Source organism: Flavobacterium chilense, from assembly GCF_001602525.1.
In the GTDB taxonomy this organism is placed as follows: Bacteria; Bacteroidota; Bacteroidia; order Flavobacteriales; family Flavobacteriaceae; genus Flavobacterium; species Flavobacterium chilense.
In genome coordinates, this window is record NZ_LSYT01000013.1 from 36,453 (window position 1) to 55,387 (window position 18,935).

10 protein-coding genes are annotated in these 18,935 nt (G+C 33.9%); 5 read left to right on the forward strand and 5 right to left on the reverse strand.

Features of this window, described 5'->3' with window-relative positions:
• The first annotated feature begins 83 nt into the window (after window positions 1–83).
• The 4 genes from A4F88_RS23385 to A4F88_RS23400 all read left to right on the forward strand — a co-directional run bounded on the left by A4F88_RS23385 (window position 84) and on the right by A4F88_RS23400 (window position 8,948).
• A complete protein-coding gene (locus A4F88_RS23385; protein ID WP_068845317.1) occupies window positions 84–5,174 on the forward strand; it encodes a translocation/assembly module TamB domain-containing protein in 5,091 nt (1,696 codons plus the stop codon).
• The gene (gene tamL, locus A4F88_RS23390) at window positions 5,158–7,476 is read left to right on the forward strand and encodes a translocation and assembly module lipoprotein TamL (protein WP_068845319.1); all 2,319 of its coding nucleotides are present in this window, start codon (window positions 5,158–5,160) and stop codon (window positions 7,474–7,476) included. Before A4F88_RS23385 ends, tamL begins: the two co-directional genes overlap by 17 nt.
• A 204-nt stretch (window positions 7,477–7,680) precedes the next feature.
• Window positions 7,681–8,310 carry a DUF4230 domain-containing protein gene (locus A4F88_RS23395; RefSeq protein WP_068845321.1) on the forward strand — a complete coding sequence of 210 codons (630 nt, stop codon included), beginning with the start codon at window positions 7,681–7,683 and terminating at the stop codon, window positions 8,308–8,310.
• Window positions 8,311–8,438: 128 nt separating this feature from the next.
• Window positions 8,439–8,948 (forward strand): hypothetical protein, encoded by a 510-nt coding sequence (locus A4F88_RS23400; protein ID WP_143155083.1) that lies wholly within the window; start codon window positions 8,439–8,441, stop codon window positions 8,946–8,948.
• Between the two features lie 140 nt (window positions 8,949–9,088).
• Here the strand turns inward: A4F88_RS23400 and A4F88_RS23405 are convergent, their stop codons facing one another.
• The gene (locus A4F88_RS23405) at window positions 9,089–10,846 is read right to left on the reverse strand and encodes an aromatic amino acid hydroxylase (RefSeq protein WP_068845324.1); all 1,758 of its coding nucleotides are present in this window, start codon (window positions 10,844–10,846) and stop codon (window positions 9,089–9,091) included.
• Between the two features lie 202 nt (window positions 10,847–11,048).
• Window positions 11,049–11,459, reverse strand: coding sequence for a group III truncated hemoglobin (locus A4F88_RS23410; RefSeq protein ID WP_068845326.1), 411 nt, complete (start codon window positions 11,457–11,459; stop codon window positions 11,049–11,051).
• 393 nt (window positions 11,460–11,852) lie between these two features.
• On the opposite strand from A4F88_RS23410, the gene A4F88_RS23415 reads away from it, so the two are divergent.
• Entirely contained in the window at window positions 11,853–14,258 is a 2,406-nt protein-coding gene (locus A4F88_RS23415) for an RICIN domain-containing protein (protein WP_162268809.1), read from the forward strand.
• An 88-nt stretch (window positions 14,259–14,346) separates the two neighbouring features.
• Here A4F88_RS23415 and ilvA read toward each other — a convergent pair whose 3' ends face one another.
• From ilvA to A4F88_RS23430, 3 genes are all read right to left on the reverse strand, one after another.
• Window positions 14,347–15,591, reverse strand: coding sequence for a threonine ammonia-lyase IlvA (gene ilvA / locus A4F88_RS23420; protein ID WP_068845328.1), 1,245 nt, complete (start codon window positions 15,589–15,591; stop codon window positions 14,347–14,349).
• Between the two features lie 263 nt (window positions 15,592–15,854).
• Window positions 15,855–16,394, reverse strand: coding sequence for a DUF4136 domain-containing protein (locus A4F88_RS23425; protein ID WP_068845330.1), 540 nt, complete (start codon window positions 16,392–16,394; stop codon window positions 15,855–15,857).
• A gap of 103 nt (window positions 16,395–16,497) precedes the next feature.
• Window positions 16,498–18,474, reverse strand: a complete 1,977-nt coding sequence (locus tag A4F88_RS23430) for a urocanate hydratase (protein ID WP_068845332.1) — start codon at window positions 18,472–18,474, stop codon at window positions 16,498–16,500.
• Between the last annotated feature and the right edge of the window lie 461 nt (window positions 18,475–18,935).

Consider the following 18,935-nt stretch of genomic DNA (forward strand, 5'->3'; position numbering starts at 1 on the left):
AGTTTAAAATTTCCAATTTTGTAAACTGTATAAATACAGCTTCATAATAACGCAACTTTAATCTAATCGTGTTTTATTGACATATGAATAAGAAACCAATTCATTATTTAAAGAAAACACTACGTATACTACTTCGGTGCGTGGTTTCTGTCATTGCACTTCTATTGCTTTTAATTGTTCTAATTCAGATTCCGTCTGTTCAGAATTATGTAAAGGATAAAGCTATAACCTATTTGCAGGGAAAGATAAAAACGAAAGTTTCGTTAGATCATATTTCGATTAAATTTCCAAAAGACATAGTTTTAGAAGGTTTTTATTTTGAAGATCAAAAAAAAGATACTTTACTGGCAGGTAGACGATTAGAACTTGATGTCGATTTGTTTAAACTGGTAAGCAGCGAATTAGAGATTAATTCAGTTTCGCTTGAAAATGTAAACGCCAATATTTCCAGAAATAAAGACGGCGTTTTTAATTTTGATTATATCATTAAAGCTTTCGAATCAAAAGAACCAAAAGTAGAAGATCCAAACAGTAAACCTTTCAAAATATCAGTTGTAAAAGTCAATCTTGATCAGGTTAAATTTAATTTTAAAGATGATTTTTCTAAAAACGACATCAAAGTTAACTTAACACATTTTGATACCAAATTCAGGAAGTTTGATTTAGATAAGATGGATTTCGATATTCCGAATATTGATCTGAGCGGATTAAAATTGGTTTTGAATCAGGATGTTGTAGAGCAAATTGCTGAAGTTTCGGTAAAAACTGTGGATACTATTTCGAAAAGAAAAGATTTCAATTTAAAATTAGGCAAAATCACATTGTCTAAAATTGATATTGCTTACGATAATAAAGACTCTAAATTAGATTCAGGGATTAAATTAGGTAACCTGAACTTAGCAGTGAACAAAATCGACCTGAACAATCAGCTTTTAGATTTCGATACTTTCGAACTAAAAAATCTAAAAGGAAATCTTCGATTAGGTGCAAAAGATAAACAAATTAAAACGCCCAATTTAGATTCAACTGCGATTAAGCAAGCAGGATGGAAAGTAAAATTGAAGGATATTGATATACAGGATATCGCATTCAAATTTGATGACATGCAATCAAAACCGATTTTAAGAGGAATTGATTACAGTCATTTAGATCTGGATAAATTCAACTTTAAAGCTGAAAAATTATACTACGGAAATGACACCATTTCTGGAAATATAAAAACATTAACAGCAAATGAAAAAAGCGGATTAGAGATTCAGTCTTTCAAAACCAATTTTTTTTACGGACCGAAAAATGCGTATCTGAACGATTTGTATTTAAAAACACCCCAAACACTTTTACAGAATAAAGTTAAAGTAGGCTATACTTCGATGGCAACGATTTCTAAAGACTTAGGAAATCTGACTTTAGATGCAAATCTAAAGCAATCGAAAATTGGTTTTAAAGATATTTTGCTTTTTGCTCCTGATTTACAAAAAACAAATCCATTTAAAAGCAATCCAAATGCAATTTTGTATTTGAATACACGTCTGAGCGGGAAAATAAAAGATCTTGCTATTCCGCAATTTGAAATGAGCGGAATTGGAACTACAAAGGTAGCTCTTACAGGAAAAATTACAGGTTTGCCGGATGCTCAGAAAGCGTATTACGATTTAAATATTAAAAAAATATCCAGTACTTCTAAAGATATATATTCATTTGTGCCAACGGGTACAATCCCCAAAAATATTCAATTGCCTTCTCAATTGAACTTGCAGGGAAAATTTAAAGGTTCGGTTCAAAACTTCAAAACAAATCTGGCCTTAAACAGTAGTTTTGGAAATGCAAAAGTAGATGCTTTATTTGATCAGCGTGTTAAGAAGAAAGAGAGATACGATGCGACCGTTTATTTATTGGATTTTGATTTAGGCAGATTAATAAAAAATGATTCGATAGGAAAAATTACGCTTAAAGCGAAAGTAAAAGGCAAAGGTTTAGATCCAAAAACAGCGCAGGCAGAATTTGACGGATTGGTTCAAAAAGCAGTTTTCAATAAATATACTTATAAAGATTTAGCACTAAAAGGGAATATAGAAAACGGATCATTTGCTGTAAAATCAGGTATGAAAGATCCTAATTTGAATTTTAATTTAACAGCAAGCGGAAATACAAAAGACAAATACCCATCGATTCAGTTAAAATTAAACCTGGATATTGCCGATCTTGAAAAACTAAATCTTCATGCAGGACCAATGAAATTACGAGGTAATATCGATGCCGATATTGCCAATAGTAATCCTGATTTTTTGAACGGGAAAGTGTTTCTTTCGAACATTCAGATTTTGCAGGAAGCAGAACCAATCGTTCTGGATTCAGTTCGCGTTATTGCTTTTGCTGATAATACCCGAAACAACATCAAAATATCATCTCAGTTTCTAAAGGCAGAAGTAGACGGAAAATACAAACTGACCACTTTAGCAGCAGCAATAAAAAAATCATTATCAAAATATATCGATTTAAAAAATCCGAAAGTAAATGGAGAATCAGATGAGCAACGATTAGCTTTTACTTTAAAAATTGATAATGATCCAATTCTATTCAAACTCGTTCCGAAATTGACAGGATTAGAACCGTTAACCATTACCGGAAAATACAATAATGTAGCAGATTCATTAGAAATAAAAGGAACGATTCCGAGAATTGTTTATGCAGATAATACAATTGCTGATGGAAAGATTAATATTGAAGCCAAAGAAAATGCGCTTGAATATTTAGTTTCTGTTGGTACAATCGAAAGCGGATCCTTAAAAATTCCGTTTACCAGTTTATCCGGAAAAGTCGAAAACAATATTTTGACTTATGCACTCGAAGTGAAAGATGCCAAAGACAAACAACAGTATTTTATTGCAGGAGAATTCCGTTCAGAAGATTCAAAAAACATCTTCAAAATTGATGCAGAAAACTTTGTGCTGAATTATGATAAATGGGATATCGATCCTGAAAATGCAATTGAGTTTGGCGGTAAAAAACTTTATATCAATAAATTTTATTTAGCCAATTCCGGAAACGAATTAAAAATCCAGTCACAAGGAGATCAGGAAAATGCACCGCTAAAAGTAGACTTTGTGAACTTTAAGATTGAGACCATCATGAATATGGTTAAAAAGGACGAACTTTTAATGCAGGGTTTAATCAATGGAAATGCTTTGGTCGAAAATGTAATGACTAAACCAACGTTTACTTCTGATTTAAAAATTGATCAGTTTGCTTTTAAAGGAGAACCTGTTGGAGATATTACTGTAAAAGTTGACAATAAAACAGATAATATATTAGCAGCAAATGTGACATTAAGCGGAGAAGATAATGATGTAAATCTTACTGGAAATTACAAGATAGATAATGGTGATCTTGATTTTAATTTAGATTTGAATAAACTCAATATTAAAAGTATTCAGGGTTTTAGTATGGGCAATCTAAAAGAAGGAACAGGATATCTGGCAGGAAATTTTAAAATTACAGGAAATGCCAGTGCACCAAAGGTAAACGGAGAATTAAACTTTAAAGATGCAGGTTTTAGAGTAACCAAATTCAACTCGTATTTTAAAACTCAGGATGAAAAAATAACACTTCAAAACGATGTAATTACATTTAATAAATTCACTTTTCATGACGAAAATGATAATGAGTTAACGATAGACGGAACCATTAAGTCTGCAGATTATACCAATTTTGATTTTGGTTTAACCGTTGTTGCAGATGATTTTAGAGCCATACATTCTAAAGAAGCAGATAACGATTTGTTTTATGGTGATTTAATTTTAGATACCAAACTAAACATAAAAGGAACACTTAAAAATCCTGTTGTTGGCGGAAACGTCAAAATAAATAAAGACACAAAGTTTACAGTTGTTTTACCACAATCAGATCCGTCTATTGCAGACAGAGAAGGTATTGTTGAGTTTGTTGATGAAGATAATATGCTGCTGAAACAAACTGTAGAAATGGAAAACAAACTAAATCAATCGCAGCTAATTGGTATGGATGTGAGTGTTGAAATTGCCATAGATAAAGAAGCAGAACTTACCTTGGTAATCGACAAAGGAAACGGAGATTATCTGAACCTGAAAGGTGAAGCACAGCTTACAGGCGGAATCGATCCATCAGGAAAAACAACCTTAACAGGTAAATATGAGTTTTCTGAAGGAGCTTATGAAATGAACTTTAATATGATTCGAAGAAAGTTCGATATTCAAAAAGGAAGTTATATTATCTGGAATGGAGAACCAACAATGGCAAGTTTAAATATAACGGCTGTGTATAAAGTAGAAACAGCACCAATAGATTTGTTAGGAAATCAATTAGGAACAGTAAGCCCGGCGGTTAGAAATACATACAAACAGAAAATTCCGTTTCAGACTTTATTGAAGATGAACGGGGAATTGATGAAACCGGAAATTACATTTGATATTGTTTTGCCTGACGGAAATTACGATGTTTCGTCAGATATTGTAACAGCTTCTCAAAATAAACTGGAACAATTACGACAAGAACCAAATGAATTGAACAAACAGGTTTTTGCCCTTTTATTATTAAACCGATTTATTGGAGAAAATCCATTTGCGAGTGAAAGCGGCGGAACGAGTGCAGAATCCCTTGCAAGACAAAGTGTAAGCAAAATACTTTCGCAACAATTAAATGATTTGGCGGGAGAATTAATTACCGGCGTTCAGTTAGAATTTGATCTGGAATCAACAGATGATTACACATCAGGAACAATGCAAAACAGAACTGATCTGAATGTGGGAGTTTCTAAAAAACTATTAGACGACAGATTGAAAGTAACCGTAGGAAGCAGTTTCGCAGTCGAAGGTCAGGAGCGTGCCAACGAACAAAGTACCAATATCGCAGGTGACGTAGCGCTGGATTATCAACTGACCAAGGACGGACGTTATATGCTTCGTGCTTATCGAAAAAACGAATATCAGGTAGCAGTTGAAGGACAGGTTGTTGAAACAGGAGTTGCCTTTATTATCACGATGAGTTACAATAAATTCAGAGAACTTTTTCATCGCAGCGCAGCAGAAAAAGAAATGATTAAAGAAGAGAAACTGCGTAAGGAAAAACAAAAGTTAAAAGACAAAGAAGAGAAGAAAAAAGAGGAAGATCAAATTGAAGGAAATGAGCAAAAAACATAGCCATATGAAAACCAGATATGTAAAATATTTTATAGCGCTATCCTTGTTTTTTGTTTTTGGATGCAGCAACACAAAATATTTACCTGAAGGAGATTTATTGTACACAGGCGGTTCTGTAACAGTAAAAGATTCTGTTATTAAAAAGAAAGAAAGAAAAGCACTGGAGAAAGAGCTCGAAGATTTATTGCGTCCTAAACCTAATAAACAAATACTGGGTTTACGTCCTAAATTGTGGATTTATAATATTGCAGGAGAGCCTAAAAAGAAAAAAGGAATCCGATACTGGCTGCGTAATAAAGTAGGCGAACCACCAGTACTTTTCAGCAAAGTCGATTTAGATTATAATGCATCGGTTTTGCGAAATTTTACAGAAAACAAAGGGTATTTTAAAACCCGTGTAAGTGCCGATTCTACAGTTAGAAATAAAAGAGTTACGGCAGAATATACAGTTGAACCTAAAAGACAATATATTATTAAAAGTGTTACTTTTCCTGATGACTCTTTAGCAATGTCGAGAATAATTGGAAAATCAAGCCGAAGAAGTTTATTAAAAGTCGGGAAACCATATGACCTGGATGTTATAAAAGCAGAACGTCAACGTATTGATGCAAGGCTAAAAGAAAAAGGATATTTTTATTTTAACCCGGATTATATTTTAGCCCAGGTAGATAGTAGCAAAGGCGATCATGAAGTAAAAATCAAGTTAGTGATAAAAGCCGAGGCTCCGCCAAAGGCACTAACTGCATATAGGATTAATAAAATTGTTGTCTATCCAAATTTTACGGTTTCAAAAGACAGTGTAAAATATACCAGTAAGGATATTGTTCAATATAAGGATTTTACGATTATTGATACAGCAGATACTTTTAAACCAAGAGTTTTTGACCGAACGATTTATTTTAAAAAAGGTGATTTGTACAACCGAAAAGATCATAATCTAACCCTGAATCGTTTCGTTAATCTGGGAACTTTTAGTTTTGTAAAAAATGAGTTTAAACCTTCAGACAGTATTAAAAACGGATTAGATTCCTATTATTATCTAACACTTCTGCCTAAAAAGTTTATTCGTGTTGAGGTTTTAGGAAAAACAAATTCAGCCAGTTATACCGGTACAGAAGTGAATGTGAACTGGAACAACCGAAACTTATTTCGTGGTGCCGAATTGCTTACCGTTTCCGTTTTTGGAGGTGCCGATTTTCAGCTTTCAGGAACCAATAACGGAAAAAACATATACAAATTAGGTACAGAAACCAGTTTAACCTGGCCAAGATTCATAGTTCCTTTTTTTCATATTGAAGGTTCCAGCGAATATGTACCCAGAACCAAAGCTTCAGTGCGATACGAATACCAAAACCGAACGCAGTTGTATGCTTTAAATTCATTTAAAACCTCTTTTGGTTATCAGTGGAAAGAAAATGTTAGAAAAGAACATCAATTGAATGTTATGGATATTACATATGTAAGTCCGAATAACGTAACAGCAGAATACAAACAGGATATTCTTGAGGATCCGTCTTTAGGAAAAGTAATAGAAAAGCAATTAATTTTTGGACCAACATATTCGTACACGTACACCAATACCATGCAAAAGCGTAAAAAAAATACGTTTTATTTTAATGGAGAATTAGATCTGGCAGGAAATATCACAGGTTTGGTCACAGGAGCAAATGTCAGAAAAAACGATACGATAAAAATATTTGATGTTCCATTTAGTCAATTTGTAAAATTGAAAGGTGATTTCAGACATTATTTAAAACTAGGAAAAGAAAGCGAACTGGCGAGCAGAATTATTGTGGGTGCCGGACTTCCGTACGGAAATTCAGGTGCATTGCCAACATCAAAACAATTTGTTGTGGGAGGAACCAATAGTATTCGCGCTTTTAGAGCAAGATCTCTGGGACCCGGAAGCTATGTTAATACAGTAACAGACAATTCGTATTTACCGGATCAGTCAGGAGATTTAAAATTAGAATTTAGTACAGAATACAGGGCGAAACTCTTTAGTATTGTTAGAGGAGCGTTGTTTGTTGATGCCGGAAACGTTTGGCTTTTAAATGCCGATCCAAATAAACCAGGAGGAGAAATTACAAAAGATTTTATGAAAGATATTGCCGTTGGAGCCGGAGCCGGATTACGTTTTGATTTGTCTTTTCTGGTTTTAAGAACCGATTTGGCATTTCCGTTAAGAAAACCTTATTTGCCTCAGGGCGAAAGATGGGTAATTGACGATATTAATTTTGGAAGCGGACCGTGGAGAAAAGATAATCTGATTTTAAATATTGCAATTGGATATCCTTTTTAATTTTTTTGCCACGAATTTCACTAATTTACACTAATACTTACTTTGCGCATAATATTCAATTTCACAAATTAAAATTCGAAAAATTCGAATTAAAGATTGCTAACATTAGTGTAAATTCGTGAAATTCGTGGCAGAAAAAAATCGCAGCAGAAAACTTTTAACCTCTTGAAAAAAAGAAGTAAATTGGTCTAATAAAATAATAGAATGCAAAATTTAATCAAAAGAATAATAGTTTTAGTTGCAGCCATACTCGTAATAGTGCTGGCTTTCAAATATTGTGAATTCAAAAAAGACGACGATTCTACCATCGACTATAATACCAATTTAATTCAGCAGCAAATTTTAAATGTTGGAAAACTGGTGGTTACCGAAGGATATTTCTCTGAAGTGATCACTTATAAAAACCAGCAGAAGTATTTGATGGATATGATTTCATTCGAAAAAAAGGCGCTTATTGTAGTAAATGCGAATGTTACTGTTGCCTACGATTTGCATAAAATGAAATACGATATCGACGAAAAAAATAAAACTATCACAATTTTAAATATCCCCAAAGAAGAAATTACAATCAATCCTGATATTCAGTTTTATGATGTTGAACAAAGTAAACTAAATCCGTTTACGGGAGACGATTACAATAAAATCAACAAATCTGTAAAAGCAAATCTGGCCAAGAAAATCGAAAATTCGACTTTAAAAACCAACGCTCAAAACCGTTTGATTACGGAACTGTCTAAGATTTTAATTCTAACCAATTCAATGGGATGGAAACTGCAGTATAATGGAAAAACCATTGAGTCTGAAACTGAGTTGACCCAGGATTTAAAATTGTAGTTTTAGAAGATAATAAAGAGACAAAGATTCAGAGGTTTTCTTCTAGTAGATTTAAATTCTCCATTAAAAAGAATATGAAAGTAAATTTATGTATTCTGATAACAATCTTAAATTTCAATTTTTTTGGAATGGATTATTATATAGAGGCAAATGTCAAAACGAATTGCAAAGATGATTTTCCTTCAGGTTTGTCTTTCTTTTTTGAACAATTAGGAGGTTTCGAAGAAAAAAGTATGGTAAGTCAGGTAGAAAAAATACTAAAAATTGACCTTTCCTCTTTTCAAGATTATGATTTTGAAGGTGAAGAAAGCCCTAATAAACATTGGAAAAATATAAAGGTTTTTGAAAAAACTATAGATGATTTATTGTCGAAAATAAAAGCAAATCCAAATTATTATAAAAAAGTAAAATACAACCCTGCTAATCCACCAGATTATGGATATTCTTCTAACAAGAAAGAAATGGAACAAATTAGGCAGAAACAAAAACAATATGAAAAAAGCCCGTGGTTTGGTTATCCAGTAGACAATGGATACTTAAGATCTAATAAATTTGTCACAGAGTTAAACCAGTTAAAAAGCATTTTAAACTGTTATAAAAAACACGGAGCAACAAAGATAAAACTAAGCTATTATTAATTTCTTCTCACAATCTTATCATTTCTCCTTCGTCGAAATGACATAAAATGAGAGAAAAACTTGGCAACTTCGAGTCTTTGCGAGATTAAAATAAATCTGAGTTTACCAAGTTTAAATCTGTAAAATCCGCGAGCAGTAAATTAAACGGCTTTCTTATCCAAAATCAAATCCAATCCGCCAGAAATCAAATGTGCCACTTCTGGACGTTTAATTTTCAATTGATCCAGATAAACCAATACTTCCTGTAAAAGCTGATCTTCATCTGAACCTTTTAATAGTTCTGCAATTTCAACAGAAAGCAACCAATCATTAGAATGATTTTTTTGAAGTTTTTCAAATACAGCTTTTAGCTCAGCTTTTGAATCTTTATTTTCTCTAATCATACGAACAGTTTGATATAGAACTTCTAAATCATCTCTTTCATCTGTATGTTTTGCTTTTATGGTAGTAGTTTTTGGAACGATATTAATCAAATCAAAACTATTCACATCGGCCGGACCGGAAAAAGCAGAAACCACTTTTTTACCAATTGCCATATCATAATTCCCCCAATCAGGCTGAAACAAAATCGTTTCGCCATGAGTAACAGTACAATTCCTAAAACTAATTAGGATGATTTCTCCGTGTAAGTTTCTTGAACCCGTAATAATTTCACCTTCAACAATAATATTGCCCTCAAATTCCAGTTTTACAGTTTCATTCTCAACGATACTGTAAGCCTGTAAATCTTTCGGACTCATATCTTCAATTGCCAGATTAAATCCTTTTAGTTTTCCAATTGGACTTCCAAATCCATGTGGATGTGTTAGCGTTCCGTGTCCAACCAGTTCTTTTTCACGATATGATAAAGCTGTTTGCCCGGTGGTTTGAATGTAAACTGGTTTTCCTTCTTCTTCTAATACGTTTGTAAAAACGCCTGAAATTTGCAAACCTGTACTCAGTTCAATTGTTCCTAAAGCATTCGACTGAATTAATTTATGAATTCCTGAAATACCTCCGGTGCGCAACGCCATTTTATTGGCAAACTCTTCTAAGATCAGGCTTAAATATGAAAAATTAGGTGTTACATACAGTTGAGGTTGTAATTGTGTAATGTCAAAGTTTTGATTCGCAGCCGAGATATCGTAAGGAATTTTCTTTACATTATCAGTCATGCACCAGGCACTTTCTCCAATAGAAGAAAGTAATCCGGCACCATATATTTTAGGGTTCTCAATAGTTCCAATTAAGCCATATTCAACAGTCCACCAATGCAGATTTCGAATTTGGGCCATTTCAGACAATTCGCCCATATTATTTTGTAAATCTGCAACTGCTTTTTCTGCTTCATCAATTTTTTCCTGAGGCGTATCTTCGGCTTCTTTCAAAATCGAAAGCAAACGAATCGCTTCATACATCTGATAATCTTTATGAGATGAAATCGCTTTACAGCCAATTTCGCCAAAACGTCTTAAATATTCGGCATATTCGGGATTAGCAATAATAGGAGCATGACCGGCACCTTCGTGAATAATATCAGGAGCTGGTGTATATTCAATATGTTCAAGCTGACGAATATCTGAAGCAATAACCAAAACATTGTAAGCCTGAAATTCCATAAAAGCATTTGGCGGAATAAATCCGTCTACAGCAACCGCAGCCCAGCCAATTTCAGTCAGGATTCGGTTCATTCCGTACATACTTGGGATAGAATCAATTTCGATTCCCGTTTTTCGTAAGCCCTCTAAATACGAACTATGAGCAACTTTTGATAAATAATCTACATTTTTACGCATAACAAAACGCCAGACTGCTTGGTTTATAGGAGTGTAATCGCTATAGTTTTGCGGTTTGATGAATTGTTTTAAATGTTTAGGCAATCGCTCTAATAACGGATTTGTTTCAATACTTGCATTCATTTCGAAAACGTTGTAGATTAGAATGTAAAATTACGAATTTAGACCGCTATTTTTTGCTGTTTGTCACAATATTTTTATTTGAAAGTATCTTTTGTTGCGTTTTTGTAGATTTAGGGCTAAACAGAAAAATAAATGTATAAACTAATATATTGGTTTATTCAGGTTTTAAACGGGTGAGTTCATTGAATTAAATTGATTATCCTTAAGATTTCTTCAATGTATTTTTCAGTTCATTTTCTGCGTTTCTGAAATATTCGATTTTATGATTAAACATAAAAGCCATGTTGGTAGCACGCATTTTAGCTTCTTCAGTAATAACTCCTGCAAATTGCGTATCAATTGTGTTGTTGAATATTTCAATCCAGCGATCAAAATGAGTTTTGTCTACTGGTAATTGTTTGTGTGGCGGAAACGGAGTTCCGGAATAAGCACGAACATCAAATAAAATCGTTTGCCAGAAACCATACATTTTTTCTAAATGAGGAGCCCAGCGATCTTGTAGTTTATCATTAAAAATTGGACCAATCAAATCATCTTTTCTGACATTATCATAAAAGCTATTTACCATTTGTTTTATGTCTTCCAGATTCGAAATATCTTTAAGTGTTGCCATATTTTTCTATTATAAAATTGAGTTGCAAAAATACGACAACTTCTCTTTTATTGGCTGATATTTATCATTTTCGTTTTTTCCAATTTATTCTAATTAGTTCTATAAAGTCAGGTTCGAATGTCAATTTTATTGCGATAAAGGATAAAATTCCGATTTTTTGAAAGGGATAATGTTTTAAGTAAGATTTTTAGTAAATAATTATTTTTTAATGCATTGGTTTTTAATTATTTAAAAAATAATTAGATAAGTTTTTGTAAAGGTAAAATTTTACAATGATGTGTATTTGTAAAGTTGTAAAAATGCTGATTTAATTAAAATTAACATAATATTGATGTGAATTATTAAAATTAATCTTAAAAAATGAGAAATGTTTAATTATTAAAAAACCAAAAAATGATGAACAAAACTACCCAAAAACTACCAAAAAGAATGATTTTAAAAATGATGGTTTATATTGTCATTTTAGTTTCATTTACTAGTAAAATGAATGGACAGACGGTTACTCCATGGATCACTACAGGAGACCAGTCAAAATTATTGCAGCAGCAGGCAACCGTTAATTTTGGAACCAATTCCGGAAGCAATCCTTCTACTGTAACGGTTAATGCAGGAACAACCTACCAAACTATGGATGGATTTGGTTATACTCTTACTGAAGGAAGTTGTGAAGTGATCAGTGGTATGGCAGCTACTCAGCAAAATCAATTATTAAATGATTTGTATAATCCTGTAACAGGTTTAAATGCGAGTGTAATTCGTATTAGTATTGGAGCTTCAGATTTAAGTAGTTCTTCGTACAGTTACAATGAAACTTCGGGAGATGTGAATATGAATAATTTCAGTCTTAACGGACCGGACTTGACGTATTTAATTCCAATTATAAAAAAGATACAGCTTATTAATCCAAACATAAAAATATTAGCCACTCCATGGTCTGCACCACGCTGGATGAAAACTAACAATTCATGGGTTGGCGGAAGTTTACAAACTCAATATTACGCTGCCTACGCAAGATATTTTGTGAAATATTTTACTGCAATGCAGGCTCAGGGAATTTCAATTTGGGGAATAACACCTCAAAATGAACCCGAAAATCCAAATAATGAACCAAGTATGTTAATGAATTCTACAGAACAAAAGAATTTTATCAACACTCAGCTTGGGCCTCAAATGGCAGCAGCAGGTTTTGGAAATATCAAAATCATAGCTTTTGATCATAACTGCGATAATACAGCTTATCCTATTGATGTTTTAAATAACAGCAGTTATGTTGATGGTGCAGCATTTCACTTGTATTTAGGAAATATCTCTGCCATGTCTACTGTACGAAATGCAACAAACAAAAACGTTTATTTTACAGAACAATACACCGGTTCAGGCGGAAGTTTTAGTGGAGATTTTGGCTGGCACATGCAAAATGTTGTTATTGGAAGTACCAATAACTGGGCAAAAACTGTTTTAGAATGGAATGCAGCAAACAATTCCAGTTTAGGGCCACGTACTCCTGGAGGATGCAGTACATGTTTAGGTGCAATTACAGTTAATAATAGTACAAGCTATACAAAAAATGTTGCATATTATATTATTGGTCAAATCTCAAAATTTGTAAAACCGGGAGCGTTAAGAATTGCATCATCAAGCACCAGCGGAACAATTCTTTCAGTAGGATTTAAGAATCCTGACGGTTCCATTGCGCTGGTTATTTACAATTCAGGAGGATCTGCTAATACCATCAGAGTAGTTTCGGGATCATCTGCATTTGATTATTCAGTGCCGGCATCAGCAGCAGTTACTTTTAATTGGGCGACGGGTGCTTCAGTTCCGGTAACGGGAGTTAGTGTTAGTCCAACTTCAGTTTCAATTGCCGCGGGATCAGCTACGCAATTAACAGCTACAGTTGCACCAGGTAATGCAACAAATAAAAATGTAACATGGAGTTCAAGTAATTCAGCAGTTGCAACAGTAAATGCAACAGGTTTAGTTTCGGGAATTTCAGCAGGAACAGCAACAATAACTGTAACAACGGCTGATGGTGCTAAAACAGCAACAAGTGCCATAACTGTAACAGGATCTTCGTCATCTTTTCCGGGATACTACAACATCATATCAAGAAATAGCAACAAAGGATTAGATGTGGCAGATAATTCAACCACAAGTGGCGGCCGTATTCAGCAATATGATGTTACCAATGGCGGAGGAAGCAATCAAAGATGGAAATTTGTTTCTGATGGAGCCGGAAACTACTACATCATTGTAAAATCGACAGGAATGTATCTGGCAACAGAAAACAATAGTACTGCGGATGGAATAAAAGTACAGCAAAAAACTTTCTCTGCTTCAAATGAGTTTAAATGGACGGTTACAAGTCTTGGCGGAGGTTATTATAAAATCATTAATCTGAATAGTGGAAAATCATTAGATGTCGAAAATGTTTCAACGGCAAATGGCGCTAATATTCAGGTTTGGGCTTATACAGGAGGATTAAATCAGCAATGGCAATTGGTACAAGTTGAAGCTTCTGCCAGTAAAAAAGCTTCGGTAGAAGAAGTTAATACAGTTTCTGATTTTTCTCTTTATATCAATGCTACCAATGATTATTTAAAGATTAATACACCAAATTCAGGTTCGGGCGAAGTAGAAATTTATTCCGCTACAGGTCAGCGTTTGCAAAAAAGAACGGTAAATTTTGTAAGCGGAAGTGAGGCTGAAATAGAAATTTCAAAACTTCCAGAAGGACTTTATATCGTGAGAGTTAACGACAGCAAAAGATCTTATTCTAAAAAAGTACTAAAACAATAAATAGGTATAAATTTGGGAATTTAATTAGTAATTTGATTTCTGATTTAAAAAGGCTGTCTGGTTTAAAATCCCGACAGCCTTTTGGCTTTTATCCTATTAGTTGGGTGAATAAGTCCTGATTATCATTTAGATATTGAAATTCAAAACCGTTTTGTGTCATATTCATTTTGATCGCCATAATATCTTTTTTGTTTTTCAATTCCAGACCAACCACTACAGATCCTACTTCGCGGCTGTTTTTCTTGGCAAATTGAAAATAAGTGATATCATCATCAGGCCCCAGAATATTATTTACAAATTCTTTTAAAGCACCGGGACGTTGCGGAAACTGAATCATAAAATAATGCATTAAGCCTTCGTAAAGTAAAGAACGTTCTTTTATTTCGGCAGTTCTTTCAATATCATTATTACTTCCGCTTACCACACACACAACATTTTTGCCTTTTATTTTATCTGCATAAAAATCTAAAGCCGCAATAGTCAATGCACCTGCAGGTTCTACCACCATAGCTTCTTCATTGTATAAACGTAAAATTGTGGTACATACTTTTCCTTCGGGAACCAGAACAATATCTTCCAGATTATAGCGACAGATTTCAAAAGTCATATCGCCAACTTGTTTTACCGCCGCTCCGTCAACAAATTTATCAATTGTTTTTAAGGCCGTATTTTTATTCTCCTCAATAGAAGTTTTCATCGAAGGAGCACCTTTAGGCTCTACACCAATAATCTTAGTGTTCGGGCTCAAATGTTTAAAAACTTCGGATAATCCTGAAGCCAGTCCGCCGCCGCCAATCGGAACAAAAACATAATCGATAGGTTCTTTAAAGCTGTCTAAAATTTCTAAACCAACAGTTCCCTGACCTGCAATTACTTTTTCGTCATCAAATGGGTGAATAAATATTTTATGATTCTTGATCGCATCGGCTGTTGCCGAAGCATAAGCGTCATCAAAAGTGTCTCCGGTAAGTACAATTTCGACAAACGATTTTCCAAACAATTGTACTTGTTTTACTTTTTGTTTTGGAGTTGTTTTGGGCATATAGATTTTTCCTTTTATCTGTAAAAGATGACAGGAGTAAGCTACACCTTGTGCATGATTTCCGGCACTGGCACAAACAATTCCAATTGCTTTTTCTTTTTCATTCAACGAAGAAATCTTGTTGTAAGCTCCTCTGATTTTATATGACCGTACCACTTGTAAATCTTCCCGCTTCAATAGAATGGTTGATTGAAATTCTTCGGAAAGATTTAAATTTTGTGTGAGTGGAGTAGCGGCAACTACATTTTCAAGTTGCTTTTTAGCATTAAGTACTTCGTTAAATAAATTCATCATGTTTTGTTTTTTGCCACGGATTCTACAAATTTTCTCGATTTTTTTGCTCAAAACGAAGAAAAATAACTTGTGTAAATTAGTGGCTATTTAATATTTTTTAAATAAAAAAAACCTCCCGATGTGGGAGGTTTTATAAATTGTATTTTGTTTACTTATTTATACAATACCTCGCCATTATTGCTGTATAGCAATAATATTAATAGAGATAATAATGTTATTTAAGTTTTTCATTTCGGATATTTGAAACGCAAATGTATTAATTATTTTTTTACTGGCGGATATTGTGCCAAAACTTTCGATACAATTTCTTTTACTCTCGCATCTTTTTTATCAATGTTTTTAGTTAAAGTTCCAATTCCTTCACCTTGCCAGATCATTTCTTTCTTTTTAGCATCAATCAAATCGATGAATAAAGTTCCTTCTGTAGAGGTTGAAACAGTAGTCTGGTTTCCGCCATACATCATGTAAGGATTCCATCCCCAACCCCAACCGTAGCCCCAACCGGCACTAAATTGGTTAACGTTTACCTGTTCTCTTGATTTGGTAAAAATATTGATTAATAAATCAGGATTTTCACTTTTGGTAAAACCTTTAGCTTGCATTTCTTCATCTATGGCATGCAGAATACGTCTTTTATCCAAATCAGATACTTCAACCTTATCAATTCCGGGCTTAAAAAAAGCATAAGTTTTATAAGGCGCAAAATCTACGTTTTTATCGTAATCAGAATAAACACTAACCGTACTGCATGACGCTAGTATTAAAAGCAAAAAAACGGGTACTAATTTGAATGTTTTCATATGTTTAAAAATTTTAATGTTCTCTTTCTTTGTCAGGCTGAGCGGGGTCTAAGCGCTTTTTTCTTCGAGAGCCTTCGATTTCGCTCGGCATAACATTACTCAGTTATAGTAGATTTTCATCTACCATATTGGGTAAAGTTACTTTTAATAAAGGCTGAACTTCCATTGCTCTTTTTATAGCAAAAATTGCTTCGTCATTTCGTGCCCAGCTTCGTCTTGAAATTCCGTTGTTAACATCCCAGAAAAGCATTGATGCTAAACGCTTTGAAGCCTCTTTAGAACCATCAAGAACCATACCAAATCCGCCATTTATAACCTCTCCCCAGCCAACTCCTCCGCCATTATGAATAGAAACCCAGGTTGCTCCTCTAAAGCTGTCTCCAATCACGTTTTGAATCGCCATATCGGCTGTAAAACGTGACCCGTCATAAATGTTAGAAGTCTCTCTGTAAGGAGAATCGGTTCCGGAAACATCATGATGATCGCGACCTAAAACAACAGCTCCTATTTCGCCTTTGGCAATTGCCTGATTAAAGGCTTCTGCAATTTTTATTCTGCCTTCTGCATCAGCATATAAAATACGAGCCTGAGAACCTACAACTAATTTATTTTCCTGTGCACCTTTGATCCATTTAATGTTATCCTGCATTTGCTGCTGAATTTCATTAGGAGAAGTTTTCGCTAATTCTTCTAAAACCTGGCTGGCGATAGTATCTGTTTTTTGTAAATCTTCCGGTTTTCCTGAAGTACAAACCCATCTAAAAGGTCCAAATCCATAATCAAAACACATTGGTCCCATAATATCCTGAACATAACTCGGATATTTAAAATCAATATTGTTTTCTGCCATTACATCTGCTCCGGCGCGGGAAGCTTCTAGTAAAAAGGCATTTCCGTAATCAAAAAAGTAAGTTCCTTTTGCAGTATGTTTGTTTATTGCTTTCGCTTGTCGGCGTAACGATTCCTGTACTTTTTCTTTGAACAATTCAGGATTATTTGCCATCATTTCATTGGCTTCTTCAAAAGAAATTCCAACCGGATAATAACCTCCTGCCCAAGGATTATGAAGCGAAGTCTGATCAGAACCTAAATCAATTTTGATGTTTTCCTGATCGAAACATTCCCAAACGTCAACTACATTTCCTAAATAAGCAATCGAAACGACTTCTTTATTGGCTTTCGCCAAAGTGACTCTTTTTACCAATTCTTCAGTCGAAGTAACAATCTCATTAATCCATCCTTGTTCGTGACGAATTTTGGTGATTTTTGGATTTACTTCGGCGCAGACCGTAATACAACCCGCAATATTTCCCGCTTTTGGCTGAGCACCTGACATTCCGCCAAGTCCCGAAGTCACAAAAAGATTGCCTTCAGGATTTAGTTTTATTTTTCTAAAACCGTTTAAAACCGTAATCGTAGTTCCGTGTACAATTCCTTGCGGACCAATATACATATAACTTCCTGCCGTCATTTGTCCGTATTGAGAAACGCCCAAGGCATTCATTTTTTCCCAATCGTCCGGTTTAGAATAATTTGGAATTACCATTCCGTTCGTAACCACAACTCTTGGAGCTTCTGTATGCGAAGGAAATAATCCCATTGGATGACCTGAATACATCGTTAAGGTTTGTTCATCTGTCATTTCAGACAAATATTGCATGGTCAATAAATATTGTGCCCAGTTCTGGAAAACGGCTCCGTTTCCTCCGTAGGTAATCAACTCATGTGGATGTTGTGCTACAGCATAATCCAGATTATTCTGAATCATATGCATAATCGCTTTTGCTTGTAATGATTTTCCAGGATATTCGTCAATTGGTCGTGCGTACATTCTGTAATCCGGACGCAGACGATACATATAAATACGCCCGTAAGTTTCTAATTCTTCGGAGAATTCCGGAATTAATACAGCGTGATGTTTAGGGTCGAAATAACGTAATGCATTTTTTAGCGCCAGTTTTTTCTCTTCTGCTGAAAGAATTTCTTTTCGCTTTGGCGCGTGATTAATTGCAGTATCGTATGTTGCCTTTGGAGGTAATATATTTGGAATTCCTTGTTGTATTTGTTCTTTGAAAGTCATTTTTTTTTAGAGATGCTAAGTTGCTAAGGTTCTAAGACGCTAAGGTATTTTAGTTAGATTAACAACAGATTAATTTTTTGTTTTTTGATTATTTTGTCCCGCTGGGACTTAAATCTATAAAAATATCACCCCTCTGGGGCTTAAATGTGACTGATGATGAATTGATAGAATGAATTGAAATTTGGAAGTTTAGAATTGGAATTTATTCAAATTATCTAATTTTCAAATTGACTCATTCGCACATTAATGATTTTCTAATTAAAAGCTAGGGATAACGGATATCCGACCTATGATAGGATTTGTGGATCGTAATCCTAAATTTTCGCAAGAGAATATCCATTTTAGATTATTAGACAGTTAGACTTCTTAGATGTTTAAATTTCTTAAAAAGAAATGAAAATCTATATTTTTACTTGTGATTTATAGTTTTTTAGACATCAAAAAAGATCTAACGATCTAAG

Excerpts from the sequence above, each read along its gene's own strand:
- A4F88_RS23425 (WP_068845330.1), bottom strand. The coding sequence starts at position 16,394 with ATGAAAACATTCAAATTAGTACCCGTTTTTTTGCTTTTAATACTAGCG.
- A4F88_RS23410 (WP_068845326.1), bottom strand. The coding sequence starts at position 11,459 with ATGGCAACACTTAAAGATATTTCGAATCTGGAAGACATAAAACAAATG.
- A4F88_RS23395 (WP_068845321.1), top strand. The coding sequence starts at position 7,681 with ATGCAAAATTTAATCAAAAGAATAATAGTTTTAGTTGCAGCCATACTC.
- A4F88_RS23385 (WP_068845317.1), top strand. The coding sequence starts at position 84 with ATGAATAAGAAACCAATTCATTATTTAAAGAAAACACTACGTATACTA.
- A4F88_RS23430 (WP_068845332.1), bottom strand. The coding sequence starts at position 18,474 with ATGACTTTCAAAGAACAAATACAACAAGGAATTCCAAATATATTACCT.
- ilvA (WP_068845328.1), bottom strand. The coding sequence starts at position 15,591 with ATGAATTTATTTAACGAAGTACTTAATGCTAAAAAGCAACTTGAAAAT.
- A4F88_RS23415 (WP_162268809.1), top strand. The coding sequence starts at position 11,853 with ATGATGAACAAAACTACCCAAAAACTACCAAAAAGAATGATTTTAAAA.
- A4F88_RS23405 (WP_068845324.1), bottom strand. The coding sequence starts at position 10,846 with ATGAATGCAAGTATTGAAACAAATCCGTTATTAGAGCGATTGCCTAAA.
- A4F88_RS23400 (WP_143155083.1), top strand. The coding sequence starts at position 8,439 with ATGGATTATTATATAGAGGCAAATGTCAAAACGAATTGCAAAGATGAT.
- tamL (WP_068845319.1), top strand. The coding sequence starts at position 5,158 with ATGAGCAAAAAACATAGCCATATGAAAACCAGATATGTAAAATATTTT.